Origin of the sequence: Phenylobacterium sp. Root700 (assembly GCF_001429025.1) — a bacterium.
GTDB lineage: Bacteria > Pseudomonadota > Alphaproteobacteria > Caulobacterales > Caulobacteraceae > Phenylobacterium.
In genome coordinates, this window is the sequence record NZ_LMHT01000035.1 from 197774 (window position 1) to 218245 (window position 20472).

A 20472-nucleotide genomic window follows, 5' to 3' on the forward strand; every position below is an offset into this window, starting at 1 on the left:
GACCACCCGCGGCTCGATCATCTACAGCTTCTCCGGATAGATCGGGGTGATGTCGACCGGCACGTCCTTCAGGGTCGCGATCACCTGCTCGGCCTGCGGATCGAGCTTGGCGTAGCGGTCGAAGAACGCGTTCATGCCGGCATAGTCGCCGTCACCCTGCAGCTTCACGATCTCGGCGAGCAGGCTGGTGATCCCGGCCTGCATGGCGTCGTCGTTCACACGGAACCGCTTCTGGCCCTCGTCCCAGGTGAAGCCACCCTTCTCACGCAGATAGCCGTACTGCAGCGCGGCCCCTCGGCCGTGAGCTTCGTCGGCTCCAAACCGGGCGGCGCGGAAGATGCCGGCCAGATAGCTGGCGAACAGCTGCGAGCGCTCGGCCTTGGGCAGTTCGCCCTTCTCCATCATGAAGATGATGTTGTAGGCGCCCATCACGTCGGCCTTGGCTTCTTCAGCCGTGCCGCCGATGTCCTTCAATTCCGCCGAAACCGTGGTCGCGCGGCCGTTCACCTTGATCGACCCCGGGCCGAGGCTGTGAGACAGCTCGTGGAAGAGCGTCTCCAGGGTCATGTACTTCTTGCTGACCAGCGGGGCCTGCTCGGCGACCAGCACCCGGTCGCCCATCGGCTTGAGGATGCGGTCGTACTTGGCGCCCAGGACGTTGGAGAGGATCACCTTCTTGGCGCCCTTAGCCTCGCGGACCCGTTCGTCGTTGGGCAGGTTGAAGGCGATGGTCTGCGGACCGACGGTGTTGTCGCCGCCGCCGCGCACCTGTTCGGCCACGGCGATGGGCGAGGCCCCGCCCCGCTGGAAATTCTTGTAGGAGTCGGGCACCGGGAGGTTCTCCTCCATGGCGCGCAGGTAGCCCTTGTACTTGTCGAGCGCCTTGCTCTCGGTCGGGTCCTTCAGGGTGACGAAGGCCTCGAAGGCGGTCTTCGCGCCATAGATCTCGTCGGTGTAGGTCTCGTAGGGACCGATGGCGACCTCGATGGGCGTGCCTTCGAGATCCATCCAGGCCATCTCGGATTCGAAATAGTCGTTGGTGCGGAAGGACTTGGCCCGCAGGGTCAGGAACTTCTTCAGGCTCGCATTGGTGGTGATCGCCGCCGCCTGTTCGAGCAGCTTGGCGGCGGTTTCCAGCTCGGCCTTGTACTCGACATTGTAGGGGACGGTGACGAGGCGCTCGCCCTGGCGGCGGACCACGGTGTAGCCGTCGGTGATCGCGGCCTTCTGATCGGGATGGGCGGCGAGATAGGCGTCGAGCTGCGCCTTGGTCAGACCGTCGGGATAGAAGCCGTGGCCTGGGCCATCGCCCTTGGCCTGCTTGGCGTAGATGACGCTCATCTGGTCGGCGGCCTTGATCAGCAGGTTCACGACCTGCCGCTCCTCCGGCGTCAGGAACCCGGAGTCGACCTGCATCTGGATACGGGCCAGGCCATCGGCGGGCACGGGCGCGGCGGCGAGCGCGGCGGTGGGCAGGCAAAGGGCCGCGAGCAGCGGGACGACGATCCTACGCATAGGAAAAGGCTCCAGATTCCCCGCACCATCTGGCGGGACGCGCGGACCCTATCGGCGCGGTTCGCCGTCGTCGAGGATGGTGAGACGACGTACGACCAGTTCGTCGATTTCCAGTCGCTTGATCTTGGCTCGGCCGACTCCGACCCGGCCGATCGCCAGTCGACCGATGGCCAGCGCCCCGACGGCGAAGGCGCCGAAAGCGATCGCGCCCATCGCCACGCTGCCCATGGCGCCGAGGCCGATCGCGCCGGCCGGCGTGGCGCGCGGGGCCACGAACACCGACTGCGAGCGGGCCCGGCGCGGCGCGGTTTCCGCGAGGGCGGCGGGATCGCGTCGAGTGCGCAGTTGCAACGCCATGCTTCTCTCCTTGTCGGTGACGCCGAGCCTACCCCCTTGGGCGGCCCTACCGCTAGCCGCGCGTCAGGGTGGTCATGACCAGCTCGCGGCGGAAATCGAAACCGAGCGCCTGGTAGAGCGCGATGGCCCCAGTGTTGTGGGCGTAGGAATGTAGGAACGGGACCTCGCCGCGCGCGCGAATGCGGGCGGCGACCTCCAACATCAGGCCAGCGGCATAGCCGCGCCCGCGGTGATCGGGATGGGTGCAGACGCCGCTGACCTCGGTATGTCCCGGCGGCCGCATCCGCTCGCCCGCCATGGCCACGAGCTGGCCGCCAAGCTTGACCCCGACGAAGCGGCCGAGCTGATGGGTGCGGGCGAAGAATGGACCGGGCGCGGTCAGCGTGGCGAGCGCCAGCATTTGCGGCGCGTCGGCCTCGGCCAGGTCCTCGAATGCGAAAGCCGCCTCTCCGACCTCGTTCGGCTCGTCGGCCACCATTTGCCAGCAGACAGCGTTGGTGCGCACCGCGACGCCAGGGATGGGTGGAGGCCCCTCAGCCTCGACCAGGGCGACATCGCCATGGGCGACGACCAGTGCGGCCAGGTCGGCCATCGATTGGGCGGAGATGTCAGGCGCGGCGGCAAACAGGCCATAGTCCGGCGCGAACCGCAGGGCCGCGCCCTGCTTCAAGGTCAGGTGCGACTGGCGGCCGGTGAGCGCGGACCAGACGGGCCGGTCGAGGGGATGATCACTACTCATCCCCCTTCCCTAGCGTGAGGCGGCCTCAGGTGTCATCCCGGCCAAGCGTGGCCGGGACAGCCAGAACCCTAGCGGTCTTTTTCCATGACGCCGACGGCGGCCTGGGCGGCGGCCAGACGCGCGATCGGCACCCGGAACGGCGAGCAGCTGACATAGTCGAGGCCGATCCGCTCGCAGAACTCGATCGAGGCCGGATCCCCGCCGTGCTCGCCGCAGATGCCGAGCTTGACGTCGGGGCGCACGGCGCGGCCACGCTCGGCGCCGATGCGGATCAGGTCGCCGACGCCTTCTTGGTCGAGGGTGACGAAGGGATCGCGTTCGAAGATCCCCTTCTCCAGATAGGCGTTCAGGAAGCGGCCGCTGTCGTCGCGGCTGATGCCGAAGGTGGTCTGGGTCAGGTCGTTGGTGCCGAACGAGAAGAACTCGGCGTGCTCGGCCAGATCTCCGGCGCGGATGGCCGCGCGCGGAAGTTCGACCATGGTGCCGACCTGATACTCGATGGTCTGGCCGCGTTCCTTCAGCACCGCCTGGGCGACGCGGTCGGTCAGCACGCGCAGGTACTTCATCTCTTCGCCCTTGGCGACGAGCGGGTGCATGATCTCCGGGATCGGCGCGGTCTTGCCGCTTTCGGCGATCTCGCAGGCGGCCTCGAAGATCGCCCGGACCTGCATCTCGTAGATCTCGGGATACGAAACGCCCAGGCGGCAGCCACGGTGGCCGAGCATAGGGTTGGTCTCGTGCAGTTCCTTGGCCCGACGCATAAGCTTGGTGGCGTCGAGGCCGGTCGACTTGGCCAGGCCCTCGAGGTCGGCCTCGGTGTGCGGCAGGAACTCGTGCAGCGGCGGGTCGAGCAGCCGGATCGTGACCGGCAGACCTTCCATGATGTTGAAGATCTCGACGAAGTCATTGCGCTGCATCGGCAGGATCTTGGCCAGCGCCGTGCGGCGGCCGGCCTCGTCGTCGGCGAGGATCATCTCGCGGACGGCGGCGATGCGGTCCTCGTCGAAGAACATGTGCTCGGTGCGGCACAGGCCGATGCCCTCGGCGCCGAACTGGCGCGCCATGCGGGCGTCGAGCGGGGTTTCGGCGTTGGCGCGGACCTTCAGACGGCGGACCTTGTCGGCCCACTCCATCAGGGTGGCGAAATCGCCGGTCAGCTCGGGCTCGATCATCTTCACTGCGCCGGCCAGGACTTCACCCCTGGAGCCGTCGACGGTGATGATGTCGCCGGCCTTGAAGGTGCGGCCGCGCACGCGCAGTTCGCCGATCTTGCCGTCGATCTGCAGTTCGCCGGCGCCGGAGACGCAAGGGCGCCCCATGCCGCGGGCCACGACGGCGGCGTGGCTGGTCATGCCGCCGCGCGCCGTGACGATGCCGCGGGCGGCGTGCATGCCGTGGATGTCCTCGGGCGAGGTTTCGTCACGCACCAGGATGACCGACTCGCCGGCCGAACCCAGCCGCTCGGCCTCGTCGGAGTTGAAGACGATCTTGCCGGTGGCCGCGCCGGGCGAGGCCGGCAGGCCGGTGGTGATCACGTCGCGCGGGCTGGTCGGATCGATGGTCGGGTGCAGCAGTTGGTCGAGGCTGCCGGGCTCGACCCGCATGATCGCCTCTTCCTGGGTGATCAGGCCTTCGCTGGCGAGATCGACCGCAACCTTCAGCGCCGCCTTGGCGGTGCGCTTACCGTTGCGGGTCTGGAGCATATAGAGACGCCCCTTCTCCACCGTGAACTCGATGTCCTGCATGTCGCGATAGTGCTGCTCGAGCTTCTCGACGACGGCCTTGAACTGCACGAAGACCTCGGGCAGCGCCTCTTCCATGGAAGGGGCCTTCTCGCCCATTTCCTCGCGGGCGATTTTGGTCAGGGCCTGCGGCGTGCGGATGCCCGCGACCACGTCCTCGCCCTGGGCGTTGATCAGGAACTCGCCATAGAGACGCGCTTCGCCGGTCGACGGGTTGCGGGTGAAGGCGACGCCCGTGGCCGATGAGTCGCCCATATTGCCGAACACCATCGACTGGACGTTGACCGCCGTGCCCCAGCTTTCCGGGATGTCGTGCATGCGGCGATAGAACTTGGCCCGGTCGTTCATCCAGCTGGCGAAGACGGCGCCGACGGCGCCCCACAGCTGGGCGTGCGGGTCCTGCGGGAAGGGCTTGCCCAGTTCGCGCTGCACCGCGTCCTTGTAGTCGGCGACCACGCGCTCCCAGTCGTCGGCCGAGAGGCCGGTGTCGACGGTGACGTCGAGGCGTTCCTTATGCTCGTCGAGGATCTCTTCGAACATGTGGTGATCCAGATCGAGGACCACGTTGGAGTACATCTGGATGAAGCGGCGATAGCTGTCGAAGGCGAAGCGACGGTCGCCCGACAGCTTGGCCAGGCCCGCGACGGTCTCGTCGTTGAGGCCCAGGTTCAGCACGGTGTCCATCATGCCGGGCATCGAGGCCCGGGCGCCGGAGCGCACCGAGACCAGCAGCGGATTGCCAGGATCTCCGAAGGTCTTGCTGGTCAGCTTCTCGACCGTGGCCAGACCGACCAGAACCTGGTCCTTCAGCTCGGCCGGGTACTGCTGCTCGTTGGCGTAATAGTGGACGCAGGCTTCGGTGGTGATGGTGAAGCCCGGAGGAACCGGCAGGCCGAGCGAGGACATCTCAGCGAGATTGGCCCCCTTCCCGCCCAGCAGGTTCTTCATCGAAGCATCACCGTCGGCGCTTCCGCCGCCGAAGGAATAGACCCAGCGCGACTTGGTCAGCGTATCGGTCGACATTCCTTGAGGCCTCCTTAGCCCGTCACTTGTGAGAAGTCCGCGACCCGTTCCATCAGATCGCGAACCTGCACGAGAAGACGCAGACGGTTTTCACGTTCCGCCGCGCTTTCCGAATTTACTAATACACCCTCGAAGAAGGCGTCCACCGGTCCACGCAGTCCCGAGAGAGCACGCATGGCGCCGGCGAAGTCTTCCTGCTGCAACGCTTGCGCCACAGGGCGTTCGGCGGATTCGAGGGCGGCGATCAACGCGCCTTCCTCTTTCGGCGCGCCGGGCATGCCGACCGCCGGGCCAGCGGGCAGCGCGCCCTTTTTCTCTTCGGCCTTGAGGATGTTGCCCGCGCGCTTGTAGCCCGCCAGCAGGTTCGGGCCGTCGGCGCCGGTCAGGAAGCCGTCGAGAGCCTCCACCCGCGCCACGATCCGCACCAGGTCGTCGTCGCCGAGCGCGAAGACGGCGTCCACCAGGTCGTGCCGCTTGCCCTGGTCGCGCAGGGCGACCTTCAGACGGTCGGCCAGGAAGCTGAGCACCTCGTCAGCGACCACCGTGTAGGGGCGGAATTCGTACTGAACCTCGCCCTCCGGCGCCTCGCCGGCCTGGGCCGTGCGGTCGAACCGGATGTCGAAGTCTTCTTCGGTCGAGACGACGTAGGGCTTGCCCTCCAGCAGGGCGTCCTCGAACTCGCCGACATAGGTCTGGAAGACCTCGGACGGCGCGCGCGACTTCGGGCCCAGATAGCCGGTCGTGAGGCGGGTCGAGACATAGAGCGCCCGGCCCGGATCGACGTAGCAGCGCAGCGACTTGTACCAATCGGCGACCAGTTCGCGCACCGGGGCGCGGGCCTCCGAGCCCAGCAGGATGCGGATCACGCCGAGCGCGGCGCGGCGCAAGGCGTAGGGGTCGCGCGAGCCGGTCGGCTTCTCATCGATGGCGAAGAACGCCGTCAGGGTGTCCAGCTTTTCGGCGATGGCCACGGCCATGGTCACCGGGGTGTCCGGCGCTTCGTCGCTGGCGCCGACCGGGCGGTAATGGTCGCGGATGGCGTCGGCCACCACCGGGCTGATCTTTTCCTCGCGGGCGTAGTAGCCGCCCATCAGGCCTTGAAGTTCCGGGAACTCGCCGACCATGCCGGTGGCGAGGTCAGCCTTCGAGAGCCGCGCGGCCAGGACCGCCTTGGCGACATCGGCGCCGACGCGCGGAGCGATGGCCTTGGCCAGGATCTCGAGGCGTTCGACCCGTTCGGCCAGGGTGCCGAGCTTGGCGTGGAAGGTGACGCCGGTCAGTTTCTCGAGGCGCTGTTCCAGGGTGACCTTGCGGTCCTCGTCCCAGAAGAAGCGCGCGTCATTCAGACGGGCCGACAGCACCTTGCCGTTGCCGCGGGCGATTTCCTTGCCGCCGTCTGCGGCCTCGATATTGGCCACGGTCAGGAAGTGCGCCGCCAGCTTGCCGGTCTTGGGATCGCGGACCGCGAAGTACTTCTGGTGGGTGCGCATCGAGGTGCGGATCACCTCGGGCGGCAGGTCCAGGAAGTCCGGGTCCATATCGCCCAGCACCGGGGTCGGCCATTCGGCCAGGCCCGCGACCTCGTCCAACAGGCCGTCGTCGTCGACCAGTTCCAGATTGCGCGCGAAGCACAGGGTGCGCGCGCCGTCCATGATCCGGTCCTTGCGCTCCTCGGGGTCGAGGATCACGAAGTGGCCGGCCAGCTTGTCGCGATAGGAGTCGAAGTCCTTCACCTTGAAGGACTTGCCCGATCCCATGAACCGGTGCCCCTCGGTGACGTCGCCGCTCTCGATGCCGTCGATATTGAAGGGCACGACCTCGCCGTCGAAGATGAAGACGATGCGCTTCAGCGGGCGCACCCAACGCAGGGTTCCCCGGCCCCAGGTCATCGACTTGGGCCACGGGAAGCTGCGGATCACCTGGTCGAGGATCTCGGCGACGATCTCTGCGGTCGGACGGCCGGCGCGGTGGATATGGGCGAACCAGACGCCGTCCTTCTCCACCAGCTTGTCGCGGGTCAGACCGGTCGAGCGCAGGAAGCCTTCGATCGCCGCGTCCGGCGCGCCGACGCGCGGCCCCTTGCGGTCCTCATGGCGGTCGCCCTGAGCCACCGGCAGGCCTTCGGCCACCAGGGTCAGACGGCGCGGGCCGGAGAAGGTCTTCAGCCCCTCCGGCAGCAAGCCTTCGGCGGCCAGGCGATCACGGACCATGCGGTCGAAATCGCGCGCGGCCTGCACCTGCATGCGGGCGGGAATCTCTTCAGAGAAAAGTTCGATCAGCAGTTGGGGCATGTTCAGGCCTTCACCGTCTCGGCGTCGGACTTCACGGCGTTGCCGCCTTCGTTCTCGACCCAGGCCTCTGCGCACATCTTGGTCAGGTCGCGGATACGGCCGATGTAGCTTTGACGTTCGGCCACGGCGATCGCGCCGCGCGCGTCCATCAGGTTGAACAGGTGGCTGGCCTTCAGCACATGGTCATAGGCCGGCAGCACGGTGCGCTGCCCTTGCGGACCGCGACCTTCGAGCAGACGCGGAACCTGACGCTCCATGTCCTCGAACTGCCGCTTCAGGGTGTCGACGTCATAGAGGTGGAAGTTGGCTTCCGACTGCTGGCGCTCGTTCTCCAGGAACACCTCGCCATAGGTCATGGGCGCGGGGCCGTCCGGATCGTTGAAGGCCAGTTGCGTGAAGTGGTCGACGTTCTGGATGTACATCGCCAAGCGTTCCAGGCCGTAGGTCAGTTCGCCCGCCACCGGCCAGACGTCGATGCCGCCCACCTGCTGGAAGTAGGTGTACTGCGTCACTTCCATCCCGTCGCACCAGACCTCCCAGCCGAGCCCCCAGGCGCCGACCGTCGGATTTTCCCAGTCGTCCTCGACAAAACGGATGTCGTGCAGGCGGGTGTCGAGGCCAATGGCTTCGAGTGAACCCAGGTAAAGTTCCTGCAGGTTGTCGGGGTTGGGCTTCAGGATGACCTGATACTGATAATAGTGCTGAAGCCTATTCGGGTTCTCGCCATAGCGGCCGTCGCCCGGCCGCCGCGAGGGCTGCACATAGGCCGCGCGCCACGGCTTGGGACCCAGCGCGCGCAGCACGGTGGCCGGGTGCAAGGTCCCCGCCCCTACCTCCACGTCATGTGGCTGTAGAATCACACAGCCCTGACGGCTCCAATAGTCGTGTAATTTCAGGATAAGATCCTGAAACGATAGAGGCTTTTTGGCTGACATAGGGCTGGCTTCGCAGTCGCAAAAAAAGTCGGCGGACCATAGGGCCCGCCGACCATCGCTTCAAGGCGGAAAGCCTTGCTCTAATTGCCGCGCGGCGCGGTGTGTCGGCCGGCTCTGGAGAGGGGCTTGTAGAGGGCGCGGTTCTCCGGCGTGTCGGCCACCGGGCCGTTGGTCACCGTCTGAACCGCGACCACCGCCGAGGTGTCGACGGCCGCGCTGGCCGCGTCGGCGCTGACCGGCGGGTTCACGCTGGTGTCGGGGGCCATGGCCGAAGCGTCCATGTCGGACGCGGCCTTGCCGGCCATGTCGTCCTTCATCTGCGACGCCGCCGCCTCGGCGGGTTTGGGTTTCTTCTTCATGCCGTCGCCGGCGTGGGCGCCGCTCGCAAGCAGAGCCATCGCCGCGGCGGCGGTCAGGAGGGTTCTGATCATCATCGTTGTCATCTCCGAATGATGGCCCGGTCCCCCGGCGCCCAGGCCGCGTGACGATGAAGCGCTCGGTGGTGGCGTTTGTTCCCCGGTCAGGACCTCAACTTGCCCCAGCTTCAAATACGGATCGCAGCCGACGGCGAGCCGCCTGGAGCCTCCAAGCGCCCGGAAATTAGGCGCCGGGACGTCAATTTGCACAGCGATCGCGCGGCGGCGGCCTTTTCCTTGATCAGAAGTTACCGGGCGCCGCTCACGGCCCCGGCCGCCGATAGCGTCGGTTTGCCGTCGGAGGGGGAGAACTAGCCGTGTCTCTCGACGGAGCGGGACAACTCGAAGGGCGCGCCCCTTGGCTTAAGGGCGCGCGGGAGCAGGCGATGAAATTGATCATAGCGATCGTCAAACCCTTCAAACTGGACGACGTGCGCGAAGCGCTCGTGGGAGCCGGCGTCGAGGGGCTGACGGTCTCGGAAGTCAAAGGCTACGGCCGCCAGAAGGGTCAGACGGAGATCTACCGTGGCGCCGAGTACCAGGTGAACTTCGTGCCGAAGGTCAAGCTGGAGGCGGTCGTCGACGACTCAGCCGCCGGCAAGGCCGTCGAGGCCATCAAGGCCGCGGCCGCCACCGGCAAGATCGGCGACGGCAAGATCTTCGTCCTCAACGTCGAGGACGCAGTGCGAATTCGGACCGGAGAGTCCGGCACGGCCGCGCTGTAGGCGCCGCCGAACTCATCGGGACAAGGGGATGACGACAATGAAGAAATCTGGACTGCAAAAGCTGGCGGGCCTTGCGCTCGCCGCCATGATCGCAGGCGGTGCGTTCGCGCCGGCGGCGCTCGCCCAGGACGCCGCGCCCGCCGCGGCGCCGGCGGCGATCGAAGCCGCGCCCGCCGCCGAAGCGACGCCCGCCCCGGCGGTCGAGGCCGCTCCGGCCCCGGCCCCCGCCGCCGAAGAAGCGGCCAAGCCCGCCCTCGACACCGGCGACACCTCCTGGGTTCTGACCTCCACGGCCCTGGTGCTGATGATGACCATCCCGGGCCTGGCGCTGTTCTACGGCGGCATGGTGCGGCGCAAGAACGTCATCGCCACCGTCGCCCAGTCGTTCGCGATCACCGCGGTGATCTCGGTCGTCTGGATGATCGCCGGCTACTCCCTCTCCTTCAGCGCCAACGGCAATGAGGGGCTGAACAAGGTCATCGGCGGGCTGGGGAACGCATTCCTGTCCGGCATGACGATGGACAGCACCAACAGCCTGGCCGCCACGATCCCTGAATCGGTGTTCGTGATGTTCCAGATGACCTTTGCGATCATCACCCCCGCCCTCATCGCCGGCGCCTATGCCGAACGCATGAAGTTCTCGGCGGTGCTGGTGTTCACCGTCCTCTGGTCGCTGTTCATCTACGCGCCGACCGCCCACGCGGTCTGGGGCGGCGGCTTCCTCGGCGGGGCCGGCGTGCTCGACTTCGCCGGCGGCACCGTGGTTCACATCAATGCTGGCGTCGCCGGCCTGATCTGCGCCCTAGTGCTCGGCCGCCGCAAGGGTTACGGCAGCGACAACATGGCCCCGCACAACCTGGTCCTGACCATGATCGGCGCCAGCCTGCTGTGGGTCGGCTGGTTCGGCTTCAACGCCGGCTCGGCCGTCGGCTCCAACGCGCTGGCCGGTATCGCCATGCTGAACACCCAGGTCGCGGCGGCCGCGGCGGCCATCGCCTGGATGCTCATCGAGTGGTTCGAACGTAAGAAGCCCGGCATGCTGGGCCTGGCCTCCGGCGCGGTGGCGGGTCTCGTCGCCATCACCCCGGCCGCCGGCTTCGTGAACCCGCAAGGCGCGCTGATCATCGGCCTGCTCGGCGGCGCGGGCGGCTACTTCGGCGCGGTGTGGCTGAAGCGCCTGCTGAAGTACGACGACAGCCTGGACGCCTTCGGCGTGCACGGCATCGCCGGCATCATCGGCGCCCTGCTGACCGGCGTCCTCGCCGACCCGGCGGTCAACAGCCTGGGCGAAGGCGCCAGCCTGATGACCCAGCTCTACGGCGTCGCGGTCACCATCGGCTACGCATCGGTCGGCACCTTCATCATCCTGATGATCGTGAAGTACACGGTCGGCCTGCGAGCGAGCGAAGAGGCCGAGGTCGAAGGCCTCGACCTGTCGCAACACGGCGAAGCCCTGCACGACTAAGCAGCGGCTCATCGACGAGCTACGAGCGGGGGTCCTTCGGGGCCCCCGTTTTCGTTTCAGGGGGCGAGGTTCAGTCCCAGGGGCCGCCGAGGCGGCAGCGCCGCACCCACCAGTCCGGCCGCATTCCGGCGACGCGGTCGGCCAGCGCATTGGCTTCGATGTCCGAAGCGCAGATCGCAAAGCAGGTCGCGCCCGATCCGGACATGCGTGCGATCAGGGTCTCGGGCTCCCCGGCCAGGGTCTCGATCACGTCGCCGATCTGCGGCGCGAGGCCGATGGCGGGCGCCTGCAGGTCGTTGCGCATCAGGCCCAGCCAACCGGCCAGTTCCTCGACGCTCTCGAAGGCCTGCGGCATCGGTGGCGGTTCGACGTCGCCAAACGCCCCGCCGGCGTCCAGGGCGCGGTAGACCGCGGGGGTCGAGACCCCGACGCCTGGATTGACCAGCACCGCCTCGATGGCCGGAAGCTCGGGCGACGGCGTCAGCCGCTCTCCGCGCCCCTCGGCCAGGACCGGACGCCCCCGGAAGCAGGCCGCGCCATCGGCGCCCAGCGAGGCGGCGATGGCCTCAAGCCCATCATTGTCGACAGCGATCTCAAGGGCCGAACGCACCAGCCGCAGGGCCGCGCCCGCATCGCTGGAGCCGCCCCCAAGCCCGGCGGCCACCGGCAAGATCTTTTCCAGCGACAGGCACAGCGGCGGCTGAGGTCCCCGCGCCTTGACCAGCAACGCCCGCGCCGCGCGCAGGACAAGGTTGTCGCCCTCCCCGGCCAGTTCGGCGGCGAACGGCCCATGGACCTGGACGGAAAGGGCGTCAGCCTCATGGATGACCAACCGGTCGCCGATATCGGCGAAGACCATCAGGCTGCACAGCGGGTGATAGCCGTCGGCGCTCGGCGCGCCGACGTGCAGGAAGAGATTGATCTTCGCCGGAGCGAAGGCCACGGGGCCCATGGCGAACCTACTGCCCGGCGACGCGCGGAGCCACGGCCGGTCCCTTGGGACCCAAACCGTTAGCCAGCTTGGCCTCGATATCCTTCTTGATCCGGTCGTCCGGATCGAGCGTCAGGACCCGGCGCCATTGGAACTCCGCCTCGATACGGCGGCCGACCCGCCAGTAGGCGTCGCCCAGATGGTTGTTGATCTCCGGATCGCCGGCCTCGAGTTCTACGGCCTGCTCCAGCAGTTCGACAGCCTTCTTGTAGTCACCCAGGCGGTAGTGAGCCCAGCCGAGCGAGTCGATCATCGCGCCCGACTGCGGGTTGGCGGCCACGGCCCGCTGGACCATGCCCAGCGCTTCGGGAAGACGCTCGCCCTTGTCGATCCAGGAATAGCCCAGATAGTTCAGCAGCTCAGGATCCTCGGGGCGAATCTTCAACGCCGCCTGCAGGTCACGCTCGGCCTCCGGCCAACGGCCGGAGCGCTCATAGGAGACGCCGCGCGCATAGAGCAGCCGCCAATCGGGGGCCGCGCCGTCGCCGATCACGCTAGACAGCACCTCGGCGGATTCGGCGTAGCGGTCGTTGGCCCGCAGCAGGTCGGCATAGGTGATCTTGGCGTCCGCATCACCGGTGGCGGCGGCTTCCTGCGCCATCTTCAGCGCGGTCTCCGGCTCCTTGGCGTTCTGATAGCTCCAGGCCAGCTTGGCGCGGGCGGCGGGATATTCGGCCGAGCCTGGCTTGGCCTTGGCGTAGGCCAGACGCGCGGCCTCAAGGTCGCCGGCGCCTTCCATCAGGTCGCCGACCATCAGCCAGGCCTGGTTGCGGGTCGGATCGAGCCGCAGCGCCAGACGCAGATAGGCCAGGCCCAGTTGATCCTGCTTGGCGCCCAGCATGCCGGCGGCCGGCGCGATCAGCACCTCGGCCGCGCCTTGGCGCAAGGTCGGTTGCGGCGGCGCGCCCCTGCCGGTGGCGGCGCGAGCCTTGGCCATGGCCAGCCCCTGGCTGGTCGGTTGAGCGGCCAGGGCGCGATCATACAGCGCCACCGCGTCGGGGCCGCGCTTGCGGCGCTCCAGGAAGGCGCCATAGGCCAGCACCGCCATGTCGCCGGGCGTGTCGCCGCCGGTCAAGGCCTTGTAGTCGGTCTCGGCCTCGTCATAGCGACGGGCGCGTTCGAAGAGATAGGCTTGGCCAAGTTGGCCGAAATAGTCGACCACCCGGTCGCTGCGGACCTCGGGACGGACCAGCGAGCCGTCGACGTCGCCGGCCATGGCCGAGGCCCAGGGGGCCAGCAACGCGGCCGCGCCCCGGTGCGGGAAGCCGATCTTGTCGCCGGTCAGCGCCTCGTAGGCGGGCTTGCCCTGGCCCTGGGCCATGAACTCGACGCCCTTGACCAGCTGGCCCATGCGCTTGGTGGATTCCGAGGCTTCTTCCCCGGTGGGGGCGAGCGCGGCGGCCTTGGGGATGTCTCCGGCCAGGACCGCGGCGGTGAAGGCCCGGTCCTGCAGCAGGTCGCTGGCCCCGCCCTCAAGCTCGGCCTGGGCGAAATAGGCGGCGGCCTCGGCGCCCTTGCCGTCGTTCAGCGCGCCCTGCCCGGCCAGAAAGGCGCCATAGGCCGATCCGCCCATCCCGGCGGCCATCGGCGGCGTCCAGCCCGCCGGGGGCTGTGGCGGCGTGGCGCAGGCCGCGACGAGGGCGAGCGGGGCAAGGGCGATGAGAAGGCGGCGCATGAAAAGGAAACTCGGCGCTTTCGAGGGCGAGTTCAAGGCGTTGAGCGCGCTATCTGGCGAAGCTCCCTCCAGATCGTCATCGCCGGGCTTGTCCCGGCGATCCATACGCACAAACCTCCCAGGCAAATCCGCCGCCTCGGAGGCTATGGATGGCCGGCGCAAGAGGCCGGCCATGACGATCCGATAGGGGTGACTACATGTTCGGGTAGTTCGGGCCGTCGCCGCCTTGGGGCGTGGTCCAGTTGATGTTCTGCGACGGATCCTTGATGTCGCAGGTCTTGCAGTGGACGCAGTTCTGGAAGTTGATCTGGAACTTCGGGTTGTTCCCCTCGGCGTCGTAGAGCACCTCATAGACGCCGGCCGGGCAGAACAGGCGCGCCGGTTCACCGAACCGCGGCAGGTTCACGTTCACCGGAATGCTCGGATCGGTAAGCTTCAGGTGGGCCGGCTGGTTCTCATCGTGGTTGGTCGAGGACAGGAACACCGAGGACAGCTTGTCGAAGCTGAAGACGTTGTCCGGCTTCGGATAGACGATCGGCTTGTAGTCCTTGGCCAGGCCCGTGGCCTCGGCGTCCGACTTGCCGTGCTTCAGCGTGCCCCACGGCGACCAGCCCTTGAGCACGGTGGCCATGATGGCGTCGACGCCGCCCAGCAGGACGCCGGGGATGGTGCCGAACTTGGACCACAGCGGCTTGAAGTTACGAACGTTCCACAGCTCCTTGGCGATGGAGGATTTCTGGTAGGCCTCTTCGTAGGACACCAGTTCGTCGCTGCTGCGGCCGCCCTGGATCGCCGTGAAGGCGGCCTCGGCGGCGAGCATGCCGCTCTTGACCGCGTTGTGGCTGCCCTTGATGCGCGGGACATTGACCATGCCGGCCGAGCAGCCGAGCAGCACGCCGCCCGGGAAGTACAGCTGCGGCAGCGATTGCGCACCGCCCTCGGTGATGGCGCGCGCGCCATAGGAGACGCGCTTGCCGCCTTCCAGGTAGCCGCGGATCGCCGGGTGGGTCTTGAAGCGCTGGAACTCGTCGAAGGGCGAGAGCCAGGGGTTCTTGTAGTTCAGGTGCAACACGAAGCCGATGGCCACGTAGTTGTCCCCGAAGTGGTACATGAACGAGCCGCCGCCGGTGGCGTTGTCGAGCGGCCATCCGAAGGTGTGCTGGGTCAGGCCAGGTTCGAAGTTCTCGTCCGGAACCTGCCACAGCTCCTTGATGCCGATGCCGAACTTCTGGGGTTCGCGGCCGTTGGTCAGGCCAAAGCGCGCCTGGAGCTGCTTGGCCAGCGACCCGCGCACGCCCTCGCCGATGAAGGTGTACTTGGCGTGCAGTTCGATCCCCGGCTGATAGTCGGAGCCCTTATTGCCGTCCTTATCGATGCCGAACACGCCGGCGACGACGCCCTTCACCGAGCCGTCTTCGTTATAGACGACCTCGGAGGCGGCCATGCCCGGATAGATCTCGACGCCAAGCGCCTCGGCGTGGGCGGCCATTGAACGGCAGACATTGCCCAGCGAGGCGATGTAGTTGCCGTGGTTCAGCATCCACTTCGGGAAGGGCAGGAACGAGATGTCCAGGTCGCCATGCGGGCCCAGGATCACGAACTTGTCGCGGGTGACCTTGGTCTCCAGCGGAATGCCCAGCTCCTGCCAATTCGGCAGCAGTTCGTTGATGCCGCTCGGATCGATCACCGCGCCGGACAGGATGTGGGCGCCGACTTCGGAGCCCTTCTCCAACACCGCCACCGAAATTTCGGAACCGGCGGCCTCGGCCAGTTGCTTCAGGCGGATAGCCGCCGACAGCCCCGCGGGCCCGGCGCCGACGATCACGACGTCGTATTCCATCGCTTCGCGTTCGACTGTCTCAGTGGCGATGGTTTCGCTCATGATCCCCATAACTCCCGTAGTGCCGCGCGGGGGTTCCCCGTCCCCTTGTTTCACGCGGCGTTGATCCGTCGCGCGACTTATCCGAAGCTTGCACAAGGGCGGTCAAGCGCGAACTCGGCTATAGACCTCCTTTCAGGACCTAATGACCCAAGCCGCCGCTCTTGATCGCACCGCCGAAAGCCTCCTCGCCTTCTGGGCCGAGGCGGGTGTGGACGCCATGTTGCTCGATACCCCGATCGACAAGATCGAGGCGGGGAAGTTCGTTGCGCCCAAACCGGCTGAAAAGAAGCCGCTGCTGGTCGCCGCGCCCAAGCCGGGCGTTTCCGACATCTCCGCCGCCGTCGCCCAGGCGCGACATCTGGCCGCGGAAGCCAAGGACCTGGACGCCCTGAAGGCCGCCATCGCCGGATTCGACGGCTGTCCGCTCAAATTCGAAGGCGCCCGCCAGTCGGTGTTCGCGCGCGGCGCCGTCGACGCCCCGCTGCTGATCATCGGTGAAGGCCCCGGCCCGGAGGAAGACGCCCGCGGCGAGCCCTTCATCGGCGACGCCGGCCAGCTGCTGGACCGTATGCTGGGGGCGGCGGGCCTGACCGACCGGGTGTTCATCACAAATACCGTGTTCTGGCGTCCGCCGGGCGACCGCACGCCCTCGCTGCAGGAGCAGCAGGTCTGCGCTCCGTTCCTGGAACGGGCCATCGAACTGGTCGCGCCCAAGATGCTGCTGCTGCTGGGCGCGCCTTCGGCCAAGGCGATGCTGAAGCGCGACGAGGGCATATTGTCGCTGCGCGGGCGGTGGTTCGAATGGCGTTCCGAGAGCGGGCATCTCGAACTTCCGGCCATGCCGACCCTGCATCCGGCCTTCCTCCTGTGGCAACCTGGGGCGAAGAAGAAGGCGTGGAGCGATCTGCTCACCCTGACCGAACGGCTTGATCGCCCGGACCGCGGCGCTTAAGACTCCCCAGTCACGAGAACTAAGGGCCACGTCCAGATCGCGCGCAGAGGCGGCCGACGTGGGGAACGCATGCGGGTACTGAACGGCATGCGGGTCGCGGTCTTAACCGTGGTCTGCTCCGCCATCGCCGGAACATCGCAGGCTGCGCCCCAGGTGCTCAGCCCATGGGATGTGCAACGCTACGTCTCGGCCTTCGAGGCCGTGGATCGTGGCGACTTCATCGACGCCGAAATGCAGAGCGCCGAGATCAAGGATCGCTCGCTCGCCGGCCACCTGGCGTTCCGCCAGCTCATGCACCCGACCACGCACACCGCCAGCTACGACGAATTGGCCAAGTGGCTGGATAAGTACGGCGACCTGCCGGGCGCTGAGCGCATCTACACCCTGGCCGCCAAGCGCAAACCGGCGACGGCTGCGCCGCTCAAGGTTCCGGTGCTGGCCGGCGCCGACTGGCGCCGGGTCGAGGCCACCGCCCAGGGCATTTCGGGACGCGCCCCGGCCGACAAGAGCCGCCTGGCGCGTGAGGCCTTCTATTCCGGCGATATCAAGCGCGCCCTCGACCTAGCGCCGGCCGCCGGAGACCGCTGGATCGCCGGCCTCGCCGCCTATCGGCTGAAGAATTACACCCTGGCCGAATCCTATCTCGGCCAGGTCGCGCGCGACGAGAGCGAGGATCCCTGGGTCCGGTCCGGCGCCGCCTTCTGGGCGGCCCGCGCGCTGGAAGAATCAGGCGACCCGACCCGCGCCCAGGGCTTCATCAAGCTAGCGGCGCGTCATCCGACCACCTTCTACGGCATGATCGCCGAGCGCCGCATGCGCCTGCAGGCCGGCGCCGCGGCACGTTCCGCGCCGACCGGCGAGTTCGTGCCGACGGCCTTCTCGGCCCCCAGCGCCCACCTCAGCCAGTTCATCCGCGAGGACGCCCGCGCCCACCGCGCCACCGGCCTGGCCCAGGTCGGGATGCCGGTCGAGGCCGGTCTGGAGCTGCGCGCCGGCCTGGCCCTGGCCAAGTCCGAGACCGAACGTTCGCAGTGGATGGGCCTGATTCTGGCGCTGAACGCGCCGCTCACCTCCGACGCCGACGTGACCACGTCCCTGCCCCGCGCCCGTTCCTTCGTCGAGCCGGACTATCCGACCCCGGTGTTGGAGCCGAAGTCGGGCTTCACCATCGACAAGGCGCTGGTCTACGCCATCGTGCGCCAGGAAAGCCGCTTCAACCCGGCCGTGGTCTCGCGCTCCGGCGCCGTCGGCTTGATGCAGCTGATGCCCGAAGCCGCCGCCCGCGCGGCCGGCGACGACAAGCTGAAGGCCGATATGAGCCCGCTGTTCGAACCGGGCTTCAACCTGCGCGTCGGCCAGGATTATGTGACCTGGTTGATGGAACGCGGGGTCGGCTACGACATCCTGCGCACCGTGGCGGCCTATAACGGCGGCCCGGGCACCCTGCTCAAAACCGCCGAAAAGGTCGGCCAGAACGACAGCCTGCTGATCATCGAAAGCCTGCCCAGCCTCGAGACCCGTAACTACGTCGAGAAGGTGATGGCCGGCTACTGGACCTATCGGAAGAAATTCGGCCTGGAGACCAAGACCCTCGACGCGATCGCCCAGGGCGCCAGCTTCATCGACGCGCGGCTGGACCGCTAACTCAGGCGCTTGGCGCGGCCCAGTCGGCGGCGCAGATCGGTCAGGTTGGTCGCGCCGGTCCGCTGCATGGCCTCAGCGCCGATCAGCACGCCCGCGAGCTTCACGCCGCTGAACCGCTCGACGAAGCTCGGCGGGCCTTCGGCGATCAGGGCCGAGCCGCCCCTGCCCTCCAAATGGGTTCGCAGGACGTCGTCCCAGCCTCGGCGTAATCGCAAGGTCGTGGGCAGGACCAGCAGCATGTCGCCGCGCGCCTTGCGCGCCGCGACGTCCAGGCCGCCCTCCACCCATTCGACCCCGGCGTCCTCGCAGATCACCCCGGTCGCGTCGGTGGAGCCGCCATCGGCCGCGATCACCTCGCGCACTAAGCCGTCAACCGCCGCCGGCACCAGGACCGGCAGCAAGACCTGCAGCTCGCGCGCGGAATTCAGGGTCGGGATGATGACCGAAAGCATGGTTCCCACAGGGGGCCGTTCGGCCTTCGCGTCAATTCCTCAGACGCGGGCCGAACGCTCCAACTGGGATCAGGTCTTGATGAAATAGCCGCCCGGCGCGGAGGCCCAGGCGAACTTCTCGATCCTGGGAACGGCGCCCTTGAAGAAGGTCTCCACCGCCTCGGTCTCGCCCGGCCATTCGCGGATGGCGTACTCGTCGAGCAGGACGACGCCGCCGGTCAGCAGGCGCGGCCAGAAGGCCTCCAGCGCCGCCAGGGTCGGTTCATAGAGATCCATGTCCAGATGCAGCAGCGAGATGCGCAGGCCGGGATTCTCAGCCGCATACTGGGCGGCGGTCTTGCAGACGTCGCCGTCCACCAGCTCGACCCGCGGCCGCTGGGGCACGAAGCTGTCCTGGTTGAAGGCGTCGACCAGCGCGAACAGGGTGTCGCGGAAATCGGCCGGGTTCCAGCCCTCCGCCGTATTGCCGACCCGAGCGTCGAGCCCGTCCTTTTCCGTCCGGTCGGCCAGGCCTCGGAAGTGGTCGAAGCCCAGCACCTTGCGGGTCCGGTCACCGGGACAGAAGGTCTCCAGGAACCGGGCGAAGGTCAGCAGGGACGAACCCTTATAGACGCCGCACTCGACGATATCGCCGGGCAGGTCCTTGATCTTGTTGAACACCTCATAGTGGGCGAACCCCTTCATGAAGTGCATGCGCCGCCCGAACGAGGCCAGGTTGGCGATCAGGTCGTGGTCGTCGAGGTGCTGTTTCAGCAAGCCCCGCAGGGTTTCGTCGGCAGGGATCATGGCTGTTCCTCGTTTTCAACCAGGTCGGGGTGAAGCGTCTTGAAGGTGTCGAAACCGTCCGTGCGACGGTTGCGCCAACCGCGCTCCACAATATCGGGGGCGAGCAGGTCGCCGAAGCGGACCTGGATGGAATAGCGATGGCGCGGCCCCGGATTGAACCCGGAGCGGTGAACCAGGCGGCTGTCGAACAGCGCCACATCCCCCGGATCCAGGGTCAGCTTTTCGGCCACGGCGTCAAACGAGGGCTGCAGCCGCTCGGTGATGAAGGCGTCGCGGGTCGCCAGCCGGCGGCCCTCCCCGTCTCGTTTGAAGCGAATGTCCACCGGGTGGATCTGGTCCGACAGCGCCGGCGCCACATCGATCGAGCCGTTGGCGGCTCCTGAGGGCGTCAGGGGCAGCCAGGCGGTGACAAAGCCCGCCGCCAGGATGTTGTAGGGATAGTCCTGGTGCCACCCGAACCCGCGCCAGGCCTCGCCGGCCAGGTCCATGCGGAACACGGCATGCTGAAACGGGGCGTGAATTCGCGCGGCGCCCGTCATGGCCTTGGCCGCGGCGACCAGCTGCGGCGCGGTCACGACCCGTTGGAAGATCAGGGTCTCGCGGAAGGCGTCGTAGATCGCCCCCAGCCGGGCGCGATCCTGGGCGCGGAGCTGATCCACCAGCGCGTCGATATCGTCGCCGGCGACGCTGCTGGGCGCCAGCATGTCGCGCAAGGTCTCGATCGCCTCGTCGATCAGCGGCCCGGCGAGCAACCCGCGCTCCAGACGCAGCAGCTCTCCCTGCGCCGAGGGCGCGCGGTCCGCCGAGCTGGGCTGGAGATTCGTCATCGCGCAGGACGCTAGGGGGCGTTGGTTAACCACGCCTCACCAGCCGCCTCGCGAC

The 20472-nt window shown here is 67.6% G+C and carries 17 protein-coding genes; 4 read left to right on the plus strand and 13 right to left on the minus strand.

The window, feature by feature from the left end; all coding sequences use genetic code 11:
- Positions 1-21: 21 nt before the first annotated feature.
- From ASE02_RS20665 to ASE02_RS20695, 7 genes are all read right to left on the minus strand, one after another.
- A complete protein-coding gene (locus ASE02_RS20665) occupies positions 22-1515 on the minus strand; it encodes a DNA mismatch repair protein MutT (protein ID WP_056736974.1) in 1494 nt (497 codons plus the stop codon).
- Between the two features lie 48 nt (positions 1516-1563).
- A complete protein-coding gene (locus tag ASE02_RS20670) occupies positions 1564-1872 on the minus strand; it encodes a hypothetical protein (protein WP_200957732.1) in 309 nt (102 codons plus the stop codon).
- 52 nt (positions 1873-1924) lie between these two features.
- The gene (locus ASE02_RS20675) at positions 1925-2611 is read right to left on the minus strand and encodes a GNAT family N-acetyltransferase (RefSeq protein ID WP_056736976.1); all 687 of its coding nucleotides are present in this window, start codon (positions 2609-2611) and stop codon (positions 1925-1927) included.
- A gap of 68 nt (positions 2612-2679) precedes the next feature.
- Positions 2680-5376 carry a pyruvate, phosphate dikinase gene (gene ppdK, locus ASE02_RS20680; RefSeq protein ID WP_056736977.1) on the minus strand — a complete coding sequence of 899 codons (2697 nt, stop codon included), beginning with the start codon at positions 5374-5376 and terminating at the stop codon, positions 2680-2682.
- Positions 5377-5390: 14 nt separating this feature from the next.
- Positions 5391-7667 carry a glycine--tRNA ligase subunit beta gene (gene glyS, locus ASE02_RS20685; protein ID WP_056736979.1) on the minus strand — a complete coding sequence of 759 codons (2277 nt, stop codon included), beginning with the start codon at positions 7665-7667 and terminating at the stop codon, positions 5391-5393.
- Positions 7668-7669: 2 nt separating this feature from the next.
- Positions 7670-8602 carry a glycine--tRNA ligase subunit alpha gene (locus ASE02_RS20690; RefSeq protein ID WP_056736981.1) on the minus strand — a complete coding sequence of 311 codons (933 nt, stop codon included), beginning with the start codon at positions 8600-8602 and terminating at the stop codon, positions 7670-7672.
- An 80-nt stretch (positions 8603-8682) separates the two neighbouring features.
- Entirely contained in the window at positions 8683-9036 is a 354-nt protein-coding gene (locus tag ASE02_RS20695; RefSeq protein WP_056736983.1) for a hypothetical protein, read from the minus strand.
- Between the two features lie 368 nt (positions 9037-9404).
- Between ASE02_RS20695 and ASE02_RS20705 the strand changes: the two genes are divergently transcribed.
- Together ASE02_RS20705 and ASE02_RS20710 are read left to right on the plus strand one after the other, a co-directional pair.
- Positions 9405-9743, plus strand: coding sequence for a P-II family nitrogen regulator (locus tag ASE02_RS20705; protein ID WP_056736988.1), 339 nt, complete (start codon positions 9405-9407; stop codon positions 9741-9743).
- A 37-nt stretch (positions 9744-9780) separates the two neighbouring features.
- On the plus strand, positions 9781-11208 hold the full coding sequence (locus tag ASE02_RS20710) for an ammonium transporter (protein WP_082602243.1): 1428 nt from the start codon (positions 9781-9783) through the stop codon (positions 11206-11208).
- A gap of 70 nt (positions 11209-11278) precedes the next feature.
- Here the strand turns inward: ASE02_RS20710 and ASE02_RS20715 are convergent, their stop codons facing one another.
- The 3 genes from ASE02_RS20715 to ASE02_RS20725 all read right to left on the minus strand — a co-directional run bounded on the left by ASE02_RS20715 (position 11279) and on the right by ASE02_RS20725 (position 15756).
- Positions 11279-12160: a 4-(cytidine 5'-diphospho)-2-C-methyl-D-erythritol kinase gene (locus ASE02_RS20715; RefSeq protein WP_056736990.1), complete on the minus strand. Its 882-nt coding sequence runs from the start codon at positions 12158-12160 to the stop codon at positions 11279-11281.
- A gap of 7 nt (positions 12161-12167) precedes the next feature.
- Entirely contained in the window at positions 12168-13874 is a 1707-nt protein-coding gene (locus tag ASE02_RS20720) for a tetratricopeptide repeat protein (RefSeq protein ID WP_056737415.1), read from the minus strand.
- A 193-nt stretch (positions 13875-14067) separates the two neighbouring features.
- Positions 14068-15756, minus strand: coding sequence for an electron transfer flavoprotein-ubiquinone oxidoreductase (locus tag ASE02_RS20725; RefSeq protein WP_056737417.1), 1689 nt, complete (start codon positions 15754-15756; stop codon positions 14068-14070).
- Positions 15757-15898: 142 nt separating this feature from the next.
- On the opposite strand from ASE02_RS20725, the gene ASE02_RS20730 reads away from it, so the two are divergent.
- Complete coding sequence (locus ASE02_RS20730) at positions 15899-16708, plus strand: uracil-DNA glycosylase (RefSeq protein ID WP_056736991.1); 810 nt, start codon at positions 15899-15901, stop codon at positions 16706-16708.
- Positions 16709-16777: 69 nt separating this feature from the next.
- Entirely contained in the window at positions 16778-18352 is a 1575-nt protein-coding gene (locus ASE02_RS20735; RefSeq protein WP_056736993.1) for a lytic transglycosylase domain-containing protein, read from the plus strand.
- On the opposite strand, the gene ASE02_RS20740 is transcribed toward ASE02_RS20735, so the two are convergent.
- From ASE02_RS20740 to ASE02_RS20750, 3 genes are all read right to left on the minus strand, one after another.
- On the minus strand, positions 18349-18804 hold the full coding sequence (locus ASE02_RS20740) for a hypothetical protein (protein WP_056736995.1): 456 nt from the start codon (positions 18802-18804) through the stop codon (positions 18349-18351). The genes ASE02_RS20735 and ASE02_RS20740 overlap by 4 nt on opposite strands.
- A gap of 69 nt (positions 18805-18873) precedes the next feature.
- Positions 18874-19590: a TylF/MycF/NovP-related O-methyltransferase gene (locus tag ASE02_RS20745; RefSeq protein WP_056736997.1), complete on the minus strand. Its 717-nt coding sequence runs from the start codon at positions 19588-19590 to the stop codon at positions 18874-18876.
- Positions 19587-20417, minus strand: a complete 831-nt coding sequence (locus tag ASE02_RS20750; RefSeq protein WP_056736999.1) for a phytanoyl-CoA dioxygenase family protein — start codon at positions 20415-20417, stop codon at positions 19587-19589. The genes ASE02_RS20745 and ASE02_RS20750 overlap by 4 nt, the downstream gene beginning before the upstream one ends.
- Positions 20418-20472: the final 55 nt, after the last annotated feature.